The sequence below is a fragment of the Endozoicomonas montiporae CL-33 genome (genome assembly GCF_001583435.1).
GTDB lineage: Bacteria > Pseudomonadota > Gammaproteobacteria > Pseudomonadales > Endozoicomonadaceae > Endozoicomonas_A > Endozoicomonas_A montiporae.
This window is the reverse complement of record NZ_CP013251.1, coordinates 4363164-4380445: the sequence shown is the minus strand read 5'-3', so window position 1 is coordinate 4380445 and position 17282 is coordinate 4363164. Positions and strand designations below refer to the sequence as shown.

Sequence of the window (17282 nt, the reverse complement as noted above, 5' to 3'; positions counted from 1 at the left end):
AAACACGGTATGGATGTGGGTGCCGCACAGGCAGCACCCAATATATGGAAAAATCAGAAAAGATCTTCAGGCTTGAACGACTGCCCAAAATCATCAAAGGAAGGCATAGCCCCTTCACTCACGGTGGTAGGTGCTTTTTCCTGACGGAAGATTTCGAAAATAGCGTCGTTATCGCCCTGGCGTGCCAGACGACCGGTTTTGGGATCAATGCGCAGGGACACCATGCCTTCGGGTTGTGGCAAACGTTGTTCCGGCTTACCGTCCAGAGCGACTTTCATGAAATCAATCCAGACAGGCAGAGCGGCATTGGCACCGTACTCCCAGCGACCGAGTGTCGTGTAATCATCCATGCCCACCCAGACGCTGGTCAGCACTTCAGGGTTAAAGCCAACGAACCAGGCGTCTTTGCTGTCGTTGGTGGTACCGGTTTTACCCGCAATATCACGGCGCTTTAGTACTTGTGCACGACGGCCTGTGCCTTTCCAGATCACGTCGTTCATGATGTCGTTGATAATGTAATTCACCCGTGGGTCCATCACCTGTTCTGCCGGAGTAATGCGCTGAGTATCCAGCTCGCCGGTCAGATCAACAACATTGTCATCATGGTCGCCTTGGGCAAGCACGATAGCTGAACCTGAGTCTATTTCTGATGGTTCTGTTTGTGCATCGGCCTGCAGGTCGGTGTCGCCCTGCAGGTCTTCACACTTCGGGCAGGCGGTTGCGGGTGAAGCCCGGAACAGCACTTCGTCCATGGTCTCCACACGTTCAATCAGATAGGGACTGACTTTGTAGCCACCATTGGCCACTGTGGCGTAACCGGTGGTCAATTGCAGAGGTGTCATGGAAACGTTACCCAGAGCCAGCCCAAGGTTGCGTTCCATCGTTCCGTCTTCGAACCCCAGACCTTCAAGGAAATTGATGGTGCGGTTTATGCCAATTTCACGCAGCAGTCGAATGGATACGAGGTTTCGGGAGCGGTACAGGCCTTCCCTTAATCGCATGGGGCCATTGAACTTCATGTTGTCGTTGTTCGGGCGCCAGGTACCTTCTAGCCCTTCATCGGCGAATACCATAGGAGCGTCGTTAATCATGGTGGCGGCCGTTAAGCCTTCGTTAATGGCAGCAGCGTAGACAAAGGGTTTGAAGGACGAGCCAGCCTGTCTGACGGCCTGCGTTGAGCGGTTATACATGCTGTCAAAGAAATTAAAACCACCGACCAGTGACAGGATGGCACCGTCTTTCGGATTCATGGAAACCAGGGATGACTGGGCTTCGGGTGCCTGACTCAGGCGGTAACGACCATCCGGCATTTGGCGCACAAGGATCAGATCCCCTGCTTTCAAGACATCACTGGCGGATTTTGGGTCGTAGCCAAAGGCATTCACATTGATGAAATGTTTGGCCCAGTTCAGGTTGTCCCATTCAATGACATCAATTTCATCATTGCGCAGCAGGATATGAGCTGTCTTGTCTTCAACGGCAGTGACTACCGCAGGCATGAGGATTCGGCTGGCGCGGGCGTTTTTCAGAGCTTCTTTCCAGACGTCAACGTTGGACTGAATCTCGGAATTATTGATTTCAAGGTTGCGGTCGGCTTCATTGAGATTGGTGACCGGCCCGCGATAGCCATGTCGTTCGGTATAGGCAAACAGACCATTAACGACGGCCTGGTTGGCGGCTTCCTGCAGGGAACTGTCAACCGTCGTGTATACCTGATAACCCTCGGTATAGGTTTCAGGGCCGTAAAGTTCGACCATTTCCTGACGAACCATTTCAGCTACATAGGGAGCCTGAAGTTCAATGCGGGCTCCGTGGTAGCGGGCAGTCACTGGTTCAGCGACAGATGTCTGGTAGTTGTAGTCGTTTATGTAGCCTAATTCCAGCATTCGCCCGAGAATCCAGTCCCTGCGAATCAATGCTCTTTCAGGGTCATTGACCGGGTTATAGCGTGATGGTGCTTTGGGCAAACCGGCAATCATTGCCAGTTGGGCCAGATTCAGTTCATCAATGGATTTGCCGTAATACACCTGGGCCGCAGCTTCTACGCCATAGGCCCGCTGACCCAGATAAATTTTGTTCAGATACAGTTCAAGGATTTCGGACTTGTCGAGTTCCCTTTCAATCTGGAGGGCCAGCAGTATTTCATTGAATTTACGGGAAAACACTCTTTCGTGACTGAGAAAGAAGTTTTTTGCCACCTGCATGGTGATGGTGCTGCCACCTGACTGGATGCGACCGGTTGAAACCAGTTGCACCGCTGCACGCATCAGGCCAACGATATCGACACCCGGATGAGAGTAAAACCGGTCGTCTTCTGCGGCCATAAACGCCTGAATCAGAAATTCAGGGGTTTCTTCTATACGCACTGGTGTCCGGCGTTTTTCACCAAATTCTGCCAGCAGCTTCTCGTCGCGGGTAAATACCCGTAAAGGGGTTTGCAGGTGAACGTCCCGCAGGGTTTCAACAGATGGCAGGGAAGGGCTCAGGTACAGATAGGCGCTGGCTGCGATTAACAGCGCGCCACCGCAACCGGCAAGGCCACTCCATAGTATGAATTTTAAAAATTTAACCATTCGCTTCATTCTGCTGGGACATCCAGTTTATCTGAGCCTGTCAGCTCATTGAGCCGATCCTGTGGGGGCATTATAAAGGGAAAATACTCCGATGCCCTACAAAACGGGGAAGTTTACGTTACCCTGAAATTATTTTGACGATGTTATCGGGTGATTACACGGTTTTGTGTCCGTAACTGTCACGTTTTGGTGAATTTAGGTAGTGGAGTATGCATCGTCTGTTGCGGTAATTGCAGAAAAGCAAATACTGATATTTAATTGAAATTATACCTCTTATAACAAGTGAACAGGGATGAGCTCCGTGTTGGGACTGTTCAAAAATAAATCTAATTCTGTTCTTGGCATCGATATCAGTTCAACGTCTGTCAAAGTTCTTGAGCTTAGCCGAAGTGGCGATAAGTATCGCGTGGAAGCTTTTGGTGAACATGCCCTGAAGCCCGGTGCAGTGGTTGAAAATAATATTCAGGAAACCGAAGCCGTTGGGGAGGCCATTGAAAAGGCGGTTGCCCACTCCCGTTCGGGTGTAAAGAACGCGGCTATCGCCGTATCCGGTTCTGCTGTTATTACCAAAACCGTTGAAATGGATGCCTCTCTCAGTGATGACGAGATGGAGTCCCAGATTGCCGTTGAGGCTGACCAGTATATTCCTTTTGCACTTGATGAAGTAGCAATTGATTTCGAAGTGCTGGGTCTCAAGGAAAATAATCCGGAACGCGCAGAAGTACTGTTGGCAGCCTGCCGCAGGGATAATGTTGAAATGCGTGAAACGGCACTGGAAGCAGCGGGTCTGAAAGCAAAAGTTGTCGATGTTGAAGCATTTGCCATGGAGCGAATTTTTGAATTGCTGGAAGATTCGCTGGAATTGCCTGAAGATGATCCGGTGGTAGCCATTATTGATATTGGTGCGAGCAATACATCACTGAATGTGCTCAGTAAGGGACAGAGCATTTATACCCGTGAACAGCTGTTCGGTGGTCGTCAGTTAACGGATGAAATTCAGCGCCGTTACGGACTGGAACCGGAAGAAGCTGAAAAAGCCAAGTGTAAAGGCGGTTTACCCGGAGACTATGAATCTGAAGTGCTTGAGCCATTCAAGGACGCCATTATTCAGCAGGTTTCCCGATCTCTGCAGTTTTTTTATTCTGCCACCCGGTTTAATGATGTTGATGCCATTATTCTTTCCGGGGGCTCTTCATCTCTGAACGGTCTTGCCGCACTCATGCAGGACAAGCTGGGCACACAAACCATTGTTGCCAACCCTTTTGCGAAAATGGCCGTTGCCGGAAAAGTGGATGCCAGCCAGTTGGCTTCTACCGCTCCGGCACTGACTATTGCCTGCGGGTTAGCTATGAGGAGCTTTGACTGATGGCCAGAATTAACCTGCTACCCTGGCGGGAGCAGCTCAGGGAAGAACGGAAAAAACGGTTTATCACTGTGTTGATGATGAGCATTGTTCTCGGCGCAGCGGTTGTTTTCCTGGGTGACCTTGCCGTTAGTAGTTCTGTCAATGCTCAAGCCAGTAGAAATCTGTATTTGCAAAGTCATATCAAAAAACTCAATAAAAGCATTGCCGAGATCAAAGATCTTCGTAAAAAGCGCGAGCAGCTGCTGGAGAGAATGACTGTTATCCAGGGGTTGCAGGGTAATCGGCCTGTCAGCGTTCGTGTGTTTGATCAGCTGGTCAGGGTGGTGCCAAAGGGTGTGTATTTCAAAAAAGTGTCCATGGAAGACAGCACCCTTAAACTGGTAGGGATTGCCGAGTCCAATAATCAGATTTCTGCTCTGATGCGGAACTTTAATAGTTCTGAATGGTTTACAGATCCGAATCTTACAGCCGTTCGAAAAGTGACAGCTAACGGCGAGCGACAGAATGAGTTTGACCTGACAATTCAGCAGACGACTCCGGATACCGAGGATGAAGAGGACAGGTCATGAGTATTGCGGATTCGTTTAAGAAACTGAATGAGATTAATCTGTCTGAATTTGATGTGTCAGAACTGGATCTTGAAAACGTTGGCTCCTGGCCTCTGCCGGTTCGAGTTACCGCCTGTGTTCTTGTGTTTATTCTTGTTGTTTTTTTGGGCTATCAGTTTCATTTGCGCGGGTTTCAGACTCACTTGGATCGTGAAATTGCAAAAGAAGAAGAATTAAAAGAGCAGTTTCGGGTCAAAGCATTTCAGGCCGCGAACCTTGGGGCCTATCGGGAACAGATGCGGCAGATGGAAGAGTCTTTTGGAGCATTGGTTAAGCAGTTGCCCAGTGATACAGAAGTTCCCGGACTGCTTGAAGACATTACCTTTACGGGACGGGGAGCCGGGCTGCAGTTTGAGGCTATTAAGCTGCAGCCGGAAAAAATATCTGAGTTTTATATTGAATTGCCAATCAGTATTACGGTGAAGGGCAATTATCATGATCTGGGCAGTTTCGTCAGTGGCGTTGCCAGTCTGCCGAGAATAGTCACTCTGCATGACTTTGCCATTGATCCATCGTCTGGTGGCAGTGTGTTGAAAATGGACATTCTGGCCCGAACTTATCGTTACAACGATAGGGAGGCTGAATAATGAAAGGATGGCAGTGGAGTGTTCTGGTTGCGGCGATGCTGTCGGTTCTGGGCTGTGGCGGACAAACCGGTAAGTCTGACCTTGACCAGTACATGAAGGAAATGCGCGCCAGACCGACAGGTAAAATTGAGCCCTTACCGGAATTCAAGCCTTATGAAGCGTTTGCTTATCGTGCAGCGGGTATGCGCAGCCCTTTTGAACTTCCTGTTGTTTTAAAAGCCAATCTCCAGCAGCTCAACAAGAATGTTAAGCCAGACCTGAACCGGGATAAGGATTATCTTGAGCAGTTTGACATAGAGTCTATTTCGCTGGTGGGCTCTATCAGCAACGAAGATGGATTATGGGGACTGGTACGCAGCAGTGAAGGGGTTCATCGTGTTAAAGTAGGTGATTACATGGGGCGTAATCATGGACGCATAGATTACATTGATGAGCGGGAACTCCGTGTTTTGGAGATTGTTCCTGCCGGTGAAGACTTCTGGATTGAGCGACCACGATCACTTGTTCTGGGTGGGCAATAGCCTCTTTGTCGAATGGCCTCTTTTCAATGGATTGATTATACCCATCGCCTTTCAAGATGCTACGTTGTTGTCAGCGTTCGCTCACTCCGATCACCTACTACTCGTAGGCTCACGGGACTTCACTCACTTGTCGCCTAGTAGCATCTCGAAATCCAATGGGTATAGAACCAAGGGCTCTTTTGAATTATGAGTGGAAAGCTGGATTTTTCCCGGACAGTGCCGAATAGAACAATAATAATAAATACAGGAATGGGGCATTTAGATGAATAGAAAGCCCGTAGTGCAGACTTCGGCAGCTTTACTGCTGTTTGTTTTGCTGGCGTGGATGCCGACCTTGGCCTGGGCCGTTACCCTTAAGAGGATGGATGCAGGCTCCTTGTCCGGCGGCATGGTGGAGCTGAAATTAATGTTTGACGGGCCGGCTCCCCAGGCAAAAGGCTACAGTGTCGATCAGCCACCTAGAATTTCCATTGATTTGCCTTTCACCCGAAGTTCGCTGGCCAAATATAACGAAATTGGCTTTGATAACGCCAAGAGTGTCACAGTGCTTCAAGCCGGCGACCGAACTCGTCTGGTTGTTAATTTGCGCAGCCCGACCAAGTTTTCTACCAAAAATGACGGCAACGTTCTTTATGTTTACCTGGGTGCGGATAGTCAGCAGAGTGCTTATTCCGGCGGTCCGGGGTCGTCACCCATGGTGGCCGAGTCAGGAGCGCCAATGGCTGATCCGGGTGGTACCGGAATTACCCATATAGACTTTCAGCGTGGTGAAGAGGGTGAGGGTAATGTCGTTATTACTCTGGCCAATGCCAATATTCCCATGGATATGAATGAAATGGCCGGGCGAATTCGTCTGGAGTTTCAGGGTAATGTATTACCCGGGCGCTTAAGGAATCGTCTTGATGTTATGGATTTTGCCACACCGGTAAAATACATCGATGCGAAAACAGAAGATGGTAATGCCGTGATCGTCATTGAGCCGAAGGGTGAGTTCGATTATCTCGCCTATCAGGCCGACAATGTTGTTACCGTCAGCGTCAAGCCCGTCAGCCAGCAGAGTTATAACCGTGGTCGTCGAGGTCTTTCCTACAAAGGCGATAAGTTATCCCTGAACTTCCAGGACATTAAAGTCAGGGAAGTATTGCAGCTGATCGCTGATTTTACCGACCTTAACCTTGTGGCCTCGGATACTGTTACTGGCAATGTAACACTGCGCTTGCAGAATGTTCCCTGGGATCAGGCCCTGGATATTGTGCTTAAGGCGAAAGGGCTGGATAAGCGTCAGGAAGGTAATGTTCTCACCGTTGCCCCGGCAGAAGAAATTGCTGCGCGGGAGCGTCAGCAGCTGGAAAATGACAAGCAAATTCGCGAACTGGCACCGGTCTATACCGATTTGATTCAGATTAACTACGCTGATGCCAAAGAAATCTCTGGGGTGCTTTCGGGAGAAAGTGAAGACTCCGGGCTGTTGACAGAGCGCGGTTCGGTTCAGGTGGTGGCCAGAACCAACAGTCTTTTGGTAAAGGATACCCAGGAAAAACTGGATGAAATCCGAAACCTGATTGACCGGCTCGATATTCCGGTCAGGCAGGTGATGATTGAGGCAAGAATCATTAATTTGGATACGGATTATAATAAAGAACTAGGTATTAACTGGAAATTGGGAAATGAAAGTGATGTAGGCAACGCTGACAACCCTTATATTGACTTTGGCTCTGCTGGAAGTAACTTTAAAATAGGAATTGCTTCGAATACAACGATATTAAATCTGGAAATGAATGCAGTTATTTCTGACGGTGGAGGCGAGTCGGTTGCTCAGCCAAAAGTTATCACGGCAGATAAAACTAAAGCAGTGATAAAGTCAGGTAAAGAAATTCCATATGAAGAAAAAACATCAAGCGGTGCGACTTCAGTCGCCTTTAAAGACGCAGTGTTGTCTCTGGAAGTAACGCCACAAATAACACCTGAAGGTAGCGTAATCATGGATGTCATTGTGAAGAATGATTCACAAGGAGCAGATGCGGTAAACGGTGTGCCCACTATCAATAAGAATGAAGTTGATACCAGGATTTTAGTCAAAGACGGCGGGACAGTGGTTTTAGGCGGAGTGTTTACTCAAGAGGTCAAAAAAAATATTACCAAGGTGCCGCTTCTAGGTGATGTTCCTTTTGTTGGTAGACTTTTTCGAACGGAATCAAACAGTGATGAAAAAACTGAACTAATGATCTTCATCACACCTCGCATCATCAACGAGAATGTCGCTCTGCGCTGATACCGGGCAAACATTTCCTGAACGGGAACGTTGTTAACGGACAACGCTCCCGTTTTTTATTTGTCAGAGACTTGTACTATGCGCTAGTCTCGCCTACATACAGGCAGGAGGTCGGGCGACAAGAGATGCCGTTAACAAATATTTATCTTGTTGGGCCCATGGGGGCTGGAAAAAGTACTATTGGCAGGATGCTGGCAAAAGAGCTGGGACTGCCATTCTATGATTCGGATCATGAGGTGGAAGCGCGCACCGGAGCGAATATCCCCTGGATATTTGATGTTGAGGGTGAGGAAGGCTTTCGCCAGCGTGAGCGTCAGGTTATCCGGGAGCTCTGTGAAGAGCGTGGAGTCGTTCTTGCAACCGGTGGCGGAGCGGTGACCCAGGAGGAAAACCGCCGACATCTGGGGACTAATGGGTTTGTGGTTTTTCTGAAAGCTTCTGTTGCAGCCCAGCTGGAACGCACGGCAAAGGACAAAAAGCGTCCTTTACTGCAAAGGCCGGATCGCAAGGCGGTGCTGGAAAACCTGCTGAAAGAACGGGAACCTCTTTATTCCGGTGTGGCAGACCTTACTCTGGATACTGAACGTTATTCTCTCAAGTCTCTGATTAATGAAATCATCAAGGCTGTAGAACAAAGTCGAGGATTGTAATGCCTGAGTTAACGGTTGATCTTGGTGATCGCAGTTACCCTATCTTCATTGGTTCCGGAACGTTGTCTGATGCTTCAAAGCTGACGCCTTATATCAGGGCAAAGCAGGTCGCCATTGTGACCAACGAAACCATTGCGCCCCTGTACCTGAATAAACTTAAATCGTTGCTGAACGATTTTGACGTTATCGATATCGTATTGCCGGATGGCGAAGCTTTTAAGAACCTGCAAACACTGGAGACCGTTTTTGACGGGCTGTTGCAGGCACGCCATAACCGAACGACCACATTGATCGCGCTGGGTGGTGGTGTGGTTGGCGACATGGCTGGCTTTGCGGCAGCTTGTTACCAGCGAGGTGTTGAATTTATTCAGGTTCCTACCACGGTGCTGTCTCAGGTGGACTCTTCCGTCGGTGGAAAAACCGGGGTTAATCATCCACTTGGCAAGAATATGATCGGCGCATTTCATCAGCCGAATGCCGTAATGATTGATACAGATGTTCTGGGTACTCTGCCTGATCGTGAACTGTCTGCCGGTATTGCCGAAGTGATCAAATACGGGCTTATCTGTGATCCAGAGTTTTATGGCTGGTTGCAGGACAATATTGCAAAACTGATGGCGCGTGATACCGACTCATTGGTGTATGCCATACACAGATCCTGTGCAGACAAAGCGAAAGTGGTGGCGGAGGATGAAAAAGAAGCGGGCATTCGGGCCATTCTGAACCTTGGTCACACTTTTGGCCATGCCATTGAAACGCACGTTGGTTATGGTGAATGGTTGCATGGTGAAGCCGTTGCTGCAGGGATGGTGATGGCAGCCAAACTGTCCTGTCGTCTGGGCGCTATTTCAGAGGATCAGGTAGAGCAGCTTCAACAATTGCTGAAACAGGCAAACCTGCCAGTTCTTCCCCCTGAAGGTATGACGCCCGAAAACTTCCTTGAGATCATGGCGGTGGATAAGAAGGTTTTGGACAGTCGTCTCAGACTGGTGCTTCTGGAGCAGGTTGGCAAGGCGGTTGTGACATCTGAATTTGACCGTGGTGAACTGGATTCAACATTGCTGGAAATGTGTTCTTGTTAGGTGTTAGATGCTATTCGGTTAAAAGTTAACACTTATTGTTGTTTTTTGATATTTGTGATTAAAGGGCTGCCCATGTAAAATGGTCAGCCCTTTGTCTATAAAACACTATCCAATAACGACAGTAATGGGCAAAGGGAGATAACAAACAAAATAGTTGGTTCGAACTGGTGACTGACTGTCCGGGCAAAAGACTTTCCATAAGGTGAGCTTGCTCAAGGCAGTTTTTCAGGATAGCTGCTTTTCAGGAAAGCTGTGCAAGGTGGATGTTGCTTTAGACGGCAGCTTTTTAATCAGAATAAATTTTCATCATCTATCTGCTATCAGGAAAGGTTACCAGCCTCTGCTGTAAAAAAATCTGCGCTAGAATCAGGAAGCGGTGCGAGGTAGGAAGTGGTTTTGTTATAACCAAACATACCTCTTAAACAGCAGTCATCAATGTCAGGAAGACAGCTCTCGAACCCTATAACAAACGACTGACGACTGAGTGGATGAAAATTGCCTATGAAATCAGGTCTGTATAATCCTGGGGAGTTTCGGGATAACTGCGGTTTCGGCCTTATTGCCCATATGGAGGGGAACAGAAGTCATGATCTCCTGAAGACCGCAATTGAAGCACTCACCTGCATGACGCACCGCGGAGGCATTGCGGCCGACGGCAAAACAGGCGACGGCTGTGGTCTGCTTATTCAAACCCCTGACACCTTTTTTCGAACCATTGCCAAAGAACAGTTCGGCCAGGCTCTGCCAGAATTGTACGCGGTGGGTATGATTTTCCTGAGCCAGGATCAGAAAAAAGCACAGACGGCTCGTGATCAAATTGAACGAGATCTGGCTGAGCAAGGGTTGTCCGTTGCAGGCTGGCGGAAAGTGCCGGTTAACAACCAATGCCTTGGACCTATTGCGCTAGAGCAATTGCCAGTGATTGAGCAGGTATTTATTACTGGCGATGCCGATCTCGATGATGTGGCTTTTTCGGCAAAGATGTACATGGCTCGTCGTCACACCAATATGGTTATGGAAGGCGATGATGATTTTTATATCTGCTCGCTTTCAACCCGCGTCATCACCTACAAAGGTTTGATGATGCCGGTGGATCTTGCCAACTTTTATGAAGACCTGGGCGACCCACGCTTCGAAACCGCTATCTGCGTCTTCCATCAGCGTTTTTCCACCAACACCATGCCTCGCTGGAAACTGGCACAGCCTTTCCGCCTGCTGGCTCATAATGGCGAAATCAATACCATTATGGGTAACCGGAACTGGGCTCAGGCGCGTCGCAAGAAATTCCAGTCTGAACTGTTGCCGGGTTTGGATCAGGTTACGCCGCTGGTCAACCGCACCGGCTCTGATTCATCCTCTCTGGATAACATGCTGGAACTGCTGGTCACGGGTGGTGTGGACTTATATCGTGCGATTCGTATGCTGATTCCGCCTGCCTGGCAGAACGTAGATACCATGGATCCGGGTCTGCGCGCCTTCTACGAATACAACTCCATGCACATGGAACCGTGGGATGGCCCTGCCGGTCTGGTGCTGTCGGATGGTCGCAAAGCCGTTTGTGCTCTTGACCGTAATGGTTTACGCCCGTCTCGCTGGGTGATTACCCGCAACGGCTATCTGACGGTTGCGTCCGAGATTGGAGTTTACGATTACAAGCCTGAAGATGTGGTGGCCAAAGGCCGGGTCGGCCCCGGTGAAGTACTGGCAATTGATACTCAGACCGGCGAACTGTTACAGGCACACGACATTGATGAGCAGTTGAAAGATCGTCAGCCTTACAAGCAGTGGCTGAAGAAATACTCCTACCGAATCCGCTCAGACTTCCGTGAAGATGCCCACAAGATTGAGCATCTGGATACGGCTGCACTGAATACGCACCAAAAGCTGTTTGGTGTCAGTTTTGAAGAACGTGACCAGATCATTCGTCCGCTGGTGGAAAACGGTCAGGAAGCGGTGGGCTCCATGGGGGACGACACTCCGATGGCCGTTTTGTCGGGCAGAACCCGTTCGGTGTACGACTATTTCCGGCAACAGTTTGCTCAGGTGACTAACCCGCCCATTGACCCGCTGCGTGAAGCGATTGTGATGTCGCTGGAAACCTGTCTGGGGCGCGAGAAAAACCTGTTTCAGGAGTCACCTGAACTGGCGAATCGGGTGATTCTGAAGTCACCTGTGCTTTCGACCACCAAATTCCTGAACCTGATTAATGCTCATCACCAGATGGAAGATCTGGAAGTGGAGCGTATTGACCTGAACTACGATCCGGCAGTGGGTCTGAAGGCGGCTGTTGAATTTATTTGTGATCAGGCTGAAGAGGCGGTTCGAAATGGCAAGGTGGTCATTCACCTGACCGACCGGGACATTGCTCAGGACAAATTGCCAATTCATGCAGCCATGGCAACGGGTGCTGTACACCACAGGCTGATCGATCAGGGTTTGCGTTCCGATGCTAATCTGCTGGTAGAAACGGGCACAGCTCGGGACTCTCACCACTTTGCGGTATTGCTGGGCTTTGGTGCGACCTGTATCTATCCATATCTCGCTTACGAAATTGTTAACGACCAGGTTCGTTCCGGCGAAGTACTGGCGGACCCTCTGGATGCCTACAAGTCTTACCGTAAAGGTATTGATAAGGGTCTGATGAAGATTCTGTCCAAGATGGGTATCTCTACAGTGGCTTCCTATCGCGCAGCGCAGTTGTTTGAAGCAATTGGCCTGGCGACAGAAGTCGTTGATCTCTGCTTTAAAGACGTTCAGAGCCGTATTGAAGGTGCAGGGTTTGCCGAATTCCAGCAGGAGCAATTGCTGCTAGCGAATGAAGCGTGGAAAAAGCGTAAGCCTATTCAGCAGGGCGGTTTGCTTAAGTATGTACACGACAGTGAGTACCATGCGTTTAACCCTGATGTTGTGCAACAGATACAGAAAGCGGTTCAGACCGGCGACTACGAAGAGTTTCGTCGTTACTCAAAACTGGTGAATGAACGTCCAGCGGCCACCCTGCGCGATCTGTTTACCCTGAAAGAGACCGGGCAATCCATCAGCCTGAATGAGGTCGAGTCAGTGTCTGATATTGTCAGACGTTTTGATTCGGCGGCTATGAGTCTTGGCGCTCTTTCGCCGGAAGCGCACGAAGCCCTGGCGCAGGCGATGAATACACTGGGTGGACGTTCTAACTCGGGTGAAGGTGGCGAAGACCCGACCCGTTATGGCACCAATCGTGTTTCCAAGATCAAGCAGATTGCGTCGGGGCGTTTTGGTGTTACCCCGCACTATCTGGTGAATGCCGAGGTGTTGCAGATCAAGGTAGCTCAGGGTGCCAAGCCGGGTGAAGGCGGTCAGCTTCCCGGAGGTAAGGTCAACCGGTTGATTGCCCGTTTACGTTATTCGGTGCCGGGTGTAACCCTGATTTCACCGCCGCCACACCATGATATTTATTCTATTGAAGATCTGGCGCAATTGATTTTTGACCTGAAACAGGTGAACCCTGATGCGCTGATTTCAGTGAAACTGGTGTCAGAGCCTGGTGTGGGTACGATTGCAGCAGGTGTTGCCAAAGCTTATGCAGATCTGATCACTATTTCCGGTTACGACGGTGGTACTGCTGCCAGCCCGTTGACGTCTATTCGCTACGCGGGTTCTCCGTGGGAGATGGGCTTGAGTGAAGCCCATCAAACCCTGAGAGGTAATGATCTGCGAGGCAAGGTACGTTTGCAAACGGATGGTGGTTTGAAGACGGGTCTGGATGTGGTGAAGGCAGCCATTCTTGGTGCTGAAAGCTATGGCTTCGGTACAACCCCGATGATCGCTATGGGATGTAAGTACTTGCGTATCTGTCACCTCAATAACTGTGCGACAGGTGTGGCGACACAGGACAAGAATCTGCGTGATAATCACTTCAATGGAACCGTTGATATGATTATGAATTTCTTCACATTTGTTGCCACTGAAGTGCGTGAGATTCTGGGAAAACTCGGCGTCAACCGTCTTGAAGACGTCATTGGTCGTACAGACCTGCTGGAGCAGCTTCCGGGGGTAGGCGATAAACAGAAGCATCTGGATTTGTCGGCGATTCTTGGTAGTGACCAGATACCTGAAGATAAGCCGCACACCTGTCAGGTAGCACGTAACCCTGCGTTTGATAAAGGTGAACTGGCCGAGCAGATGGTGAAGGATTGCCTGTCAGCTATTGAAAGTGGTCAGGGTGGTGAGTTTACTTACACCGTTGGCAACTGTGACCGTTCGATTGGTGCCCGTTTGTCTGGCGAAATTGCCAAACGACATGGCAACCACGGGATGAATGATAATCCGATACAGCTCAGCCTGACGGGTACTGCCGGACAGAGTTTTGGTGTCTGGAATGCCGGTGGTTTGAACATGCATCTGGAAGGCGACGCCAATGATTATGTGGGTAAGGGCATGACCGGTGGTGAGCTGGTGATTCGTCCGCCACAGGGCAGTACGTTTAAATCCAATGAAACCGCCATCATCGGTAATACCTGTTTGTATGGTGCAACCGGCGGGCAACTGTACGCAGCTGGTCGAGCCGGTGAACGACTGGCTGTGCGTAACTCCGGTGCGACGGCCATTGTTGAGGGTGCCGGTGATCACTGCTGTGAATACATGACCGGTGGTCTGGTGGTGGTGCTGGGCGAGACAGGGCATAACTTCGGTGCTGGTATGACCGGTGGTTTTGCCTATGTGTTGGACCTGCATCGACACTTTGTGGATCGTTATAACCACGAATTGGTAGAGATTCACCGCATTGATACTGAAAGCATGGAAATGTACCAGTCGCACCTGATGAGGCTGCTGGAAGACTATGCCAACAAAACGGGCAGTGAATGGGGACGTGAGCTGCATGAAGAGTTCTATGACTACCGCGGTCGCTTCTGGCTGGTGAAGCCAAAGGCTGCGGATCTGGACTCATTGCTGGCAACCACCCGCGGACGTCCTGAATAGGGTGTCCATGGAAGTTGCAATAACGTTAATGATTACAGCGAATGAGGTCAGGCAGATATGTCACATTACAGTAGCAACCGATTAAACAATCACTTTCAGTTTGTGGAAGTGAACCGCAAAGATCCTGAGAAAAAAACGCTCAGAGCCCGCAAGCAGGACTTTGTGGAAATTTATAAGCCTTACAGTGAAACCGAAGTGAAGCGGCAGGCGCATCGTTGCCTGTCCTGCGGCAACCCTTACTGTGAATGGAAATGTCCGGTACACAATTACATTCCTGACTGGCTGAAACTGGTGTCTGAAGGGAACCTGTTTGAAGCAGCCGAATTGTCCCATCAGACCAACAGTCTGCCGGAAGTCTGTGGTCGTGTATGTCCACAGGATCGTCTGTGTGAAGGTGCCTGCACCCTGAATGACGGTTTTGGTGCAGTGACCATTGGTGCCACTGAGAAATACATTACCGATACAGCGCTGGCACTGGGCTGGCGCCCGGATATGTCAGAGGTTGAGTGGACCGATAAAAAGGTGGCTGTTATTGGTGCGGGGCCAGCAGGCCTGGGTTGTGCGGATATTCTGGCACGCAATGGTGTGAAGCCGGTGGTGTTTGATAAATATCCGGAAATCGGTGGGCTGCTCACTTTTGGTATTCCCGAATTCAAGCTGGAAAAAAACGTGATGTCCCGCCGTCGTGAAATCTTTACCGAGATGGGGATCGAATTCCAGCTGAACACCGAGATCGGGAAAGATGTGCAGATGGCGGAACTGCTGAAAGAATACGACGCTGTCTTTATGGGTATGGGCACCTATACCTACATGAAAGGCGGCTTTGAAGGTGAAAGTCTGCCGGGTGTTTATGAAGCGTTGCCGTTTCTGGTTTCCAGTGTCAATCGCAACCTTGGCTTTGAGCAAAATGAAACTGACTTTATTGATCTCAAAGGCAAAAGAGTTGTGGTGTTGGGTGGTGGTGATACGGCTATGGACTGTAACCGGACTTCCATTCGTCAGGGCGCTGCCAGCGTTACCTGTGCCTATCGCCGGGATGAAGAGAATATGCCCGGTTCCCGTCGTGAAGTAGCCAATGCCAAACAGGAAGGTGTGAAGTTCCTGTTCAATCGTCAGCCGGTTGGTATTGTGGGTGATGGCAAGGTTGAAGGTATCAAACTGGTGTCCACCGAGCTGGGAGAACCGGATGAAAACGGTCGTCGTCGTCCACAGGTTATTCCCGGAAGTGAGGAAATCCTTGAAGCCGATGCGGTGCTGATCGCTTTTGGTTTCAGGCCAAGTCCTGCTACATGGTTTGAAGATCACGATATCCAGATGGACGAAAGTGGTCGTGTGGTGGCGCCTGAACAGGCACAGTACAAGTTTCAGACGTCTAACCCGAAAGTGTTTGCCGGAGGCGATATGGTTCGTGGTTCTGATCTGGTGGTGACGGCCATTTGGGAAGGGCGACAGGCCGCAGAAGGTATTCTTGACTATTTGGATGTTTGATTGAAAAGGGAAGCTGTGAGCTTCCTTTTTTCTATTAATAACTTTCTTCTATCAATAATAACGCGACAAGGTTCGGGTCAGGGTCAGAGGTGAGTATGGCTGAATTAAAAAATGATCGTCTGTTAAAGGCTCTGCTGCGGGAACCTGTGGATGTGACTCCGGTCTGGATGATGCGTCAGGCCGGGCGTTATTTGCCGGAATACCGGGCTCTGAGAAAAGAAGCCGGTGACTTTATGTCATTGTGCCAGAATCCGGAGTTTGCCTGTGAAGTGACCCTTCAACCGCTGGAACGTTTTCCTCTGGATGCCGCGATTTTGTTTTCAGACATCCTGACTATTCCTGATGCGATGGGGCTTGGTCTGTATTTTGAAACCGGTGAAGGGCCGAGGTTTAAACAGCCGGTCAGGACGCCCGCCGATATTGAACGGCTGAGTGCGCCTGATCCTGAAAAAGACCTTGGTTACGTGATGGATGCGGTTCGGGTTATTCGTCGGGAGTTGAATGGCAGGGTGCCTTTAATTGGTTTTTCAGGTAGTCCGTGGACACTGGCGACCTATATGGTGGAAGGTGGCAGCAGCAAAGACTTCCGTCTTGTAAAGGCCATGATGTACGACCAGCCTCAGGCACTGCATCAGTTGTTAACGGTATTGGCCGAGTCGGTTACCGCTTATCTGAATGCCCAGATACAGGCGGGTGCTCAGGCGGTTCAGATCTTTGATACCTGGGGCGGTGTGTTGTCTCCGGACTGCTATCAGGCGTTTTCTCTCAACTATATGCAAAAGATTGTTTCCGGATTGATCAGGGAGCATGAAGGCCGTCGGGTGCCGGTGATACTGTTTACCAAAAACGGTGGCCAATGGCTGGAGTGGATGGCTGAAACCGGTACTGATGCTCTTGGGCTGGACTGGACAACCAATATATCGGATGCCAGAAACCGCATAGGTGGTAAAGTGGCTTTACAGGGGAATATGGATCCTTCAGTGCTGTATGCCTCTCCTCAGCGCATTCGACAGGAAGTAGGAAAGATTCTACAGCAATTTGGTTCAGGCGACGGTCATGTGTTTAATCTTGGACACGGAATTCATCAGTTCGTCGAGCCGGAAAAAGCCGCTGTTTTTGTTCATGCGGTGCATGAGTTGTCTCAAGATTATCATTGAGCGGGCCCGCAGAGCCTGC

General features: G+C 49.8%; 11 protein-coding genes. 10 read left to right on the top strand and 1 reads right to left on the bottom strand.

Annotation, left to right across the window (positions count from 1 at the left end):
* Positions 1-53: 53 nt before the first annotated feature.
* On the bottom strand, positions 54-2573 hold the full coding sequence (locus EZMO1_RS20025) for a penicillin-binding protein 1A (RefSeq protein ID WP_236632017.1): 2520 nt from the start codon (positions 2571-2573) through the stop codon (positions 54-56).
* A 292-nt stretch (positions 2574-2865) separates the two neighbouring features.
* Between EZMO1_RS20025 and EZMO1_RS20020 the strand changes: the two genes are divergently transcribed.
* The 10 genes from EZMO1_RS20020 (at position 2866) to hemE (ending at position 17263) form a co-directional block, all read left to right on the top strand.
* On the top strand, positions 2866-3939 hold the full coding sequence (locus tag EZMO1_RS20020; protein ID WP_338030426.1) for a pilus assembly protein PilM: 1074 nt from the start codon (positions 2866-2868) through the stop codon (positions 3937-3939).
* Positions 3939-4508, top strand: a complete 570-nt coding sequence (locus tag EZMO1_RS20015) for a PilN domain-containing protein (protein ID WP_034875943.1) — start codon at positions 3939-3941, stop codon at positions 4506-4508. Before EZMO1_RS20020 ends, EZMO1_RS20015 begins: the two co-directional genes overlap by 1 nt.
* A complete protein-coding gene (locus EZMO1_RS20010; RefSeq protein WP_034875945.1) occupies positions 4505-5134 on the top strand; it encodes a type IV pilus inner membrane component PilO in 630 nt (209 codons plus the stop codon). Before EZMO1_RS20015 ends, EZMO1_RS20010 begins: the two co-directional genes overlap by 4 nt.
* On the top strand, positions 5134-5655 hold the full coding sequence (locus tag EZMO1_RS20005) for a pilus assembly protein PilP (protein ID WP_034875947.1): 522 nt from the start codon (positions 5134-5136) through the stop codon (positions 5653-5655). The genes EZMO1_RS20010 and EZMO1_RS20005 overlap by 1 nt, the downstream gene beginning before the upstream one ends.
* A gap of 262 nt (positions 5656-5917) precedes the next feature.
* A complete protein-coding gene (locus tag EZMO1_RS20000) occupies positions 5918-7927 on the top strand; it encodes a type IV pilus secretin PilQ (protein WP_034875950.1) in 2010 nt (669 codons plus the stop codon).
* A gap of 125 nt (positions 7928-8052) precedes the next feature.
* Positions 8053-8577 (top strand): shikimate kinase AroK, encoded by a 525-nt coding sequence (gene aroK, locus EZMO1_RS19995; protein ID WP_034875951.1) that lies wholly within the window; start codon positions 8053-8055, stop codon positions 8575-8577.
* Positions 8577-9659, top strand: coding sequence for a 3-dehydroquinate synthase (aroB, locus tag EZMO1_RS19990; RefSeq protein WP_034875952.1), 1083 nt, complete (start codon positions 8577-8579; stop codon positions 9657-9659). The genes aroK and aroB overlap by 1 nt, the downstream gene beginning before the upstream one ends.
* 501 nt (positions 9660-10160) lie before the next feature.
* Complete coding sequence (gltB, locus tag EZMO1_RS19985; protein WP_034875954.1) at positions 10161-14618, top strand: glutamate synthase large subunit; 4458 nt, start codon at positions 10161-10163, stop codon at positions 14616-14618.
* A gap of 57 nt (positions 14619-14675) precedes the next feature.
* On the top strand, positions 14676-16106 hold the full coding sequence (locus EZMO1_RS19980; RefSeq protein WP_034875955.1) for an FAD-dependent oxidoreductase: 1431 nt from the start codon (positions 14676-14678) through the stop codon (positions 16104-16106).
* Between the two features lie 95 nt (positions 16107-16201).
* On the top strand, positions 16202-17263 hold the full coding sequence (hemE, locus tag EZMO1_RS19975; protein ID WP_034875956.1) for a uroporphyrinogen decarboxylase: 1062 nt from the start codon (positions 16202-16204) through the stop codon (positions 17261-17263).
* The last annotated feature ends 19 nt before the right edge of the window (positions 17264-17282 follow it).

Bases quoted from the DNA above. Each gene is read 5' to 3' on its own strand.
- EZMO1_RS20025 (WP_236632017.1), bottom strand. From the start codon at position 2,573: ATGGTTAAATTTTTAAAATTCATACTATGGAGTGGCCTTGCCGGTTGC.
- EZMO1_RS20020 (WP_338030426.1), top strand. From the start codon at position 2,866: ATGAGCTCCGTGTTGGGACTGTTCAAAAATAAATCTAATTCTGTTCTT.
- EZMO1_RS20015 (WP_034875943.1), top strand. From the start codon at position 3,939: ATGGCCAGAATTAACCTGCTACCCTGGCGGGAGCAGCTCAGGGAAGAA.
- EZMO1_RS20010 (WP_034875945.1), top strand. From the start codon at position 4,505: ATGAGTATTGCGGATTCGTTTAAGAAACTGAATGAGATTAATCTGTCT.
- EZMO1_RS20005 (WP_034875947.1), top strand. From the start codon at position 5,134: ATGAAAGGATGGCAGTGGAGTGTTCTGGTTGCGGCGATGCTGTCGGTT.
- EZMO1_RS20000 (WP_034875950.1), top strand. From the start codon at position 5,918: ATGAATAGAAAGCCCGTAGTGCAGACTTCGGCAGCTTTACTGCTGTTT.
- aroK (WP_034875951.1), top strand. From the start codon at position 8,053: ATGCCGTTAACAAATATTTATCTTGTTGGGCCCATGGGGGCTGGAAAA.
- aroB (WP_034875952.1), top strand. From the start codon at position 8,577: ATGCCTGAGTTAACGGTTGATCTTGGTGATCGCAGTTACCCTATCTTC.
- gltB (WP_034875954.1), top strand. From the start codon at position 10,161: ATGAAATCAGGTCTGTATAATCCTGGGGAGTTTCGGGATAACTGCGGT.
- EZMO1_RS19980 (WP_034875955.1), top strand. From the start codon at position 14,676: ATGTCACATTACAGTAGCAACCGATTAAACAATCACTTTCAGTTTGTG.
- hemE (WP_034875956.1), top strand. From the start codon at position 16,202: ATGGCTGAATTAAAAAATGATCGTCTGTTAAAGGCTCTGCTGCGGGAA.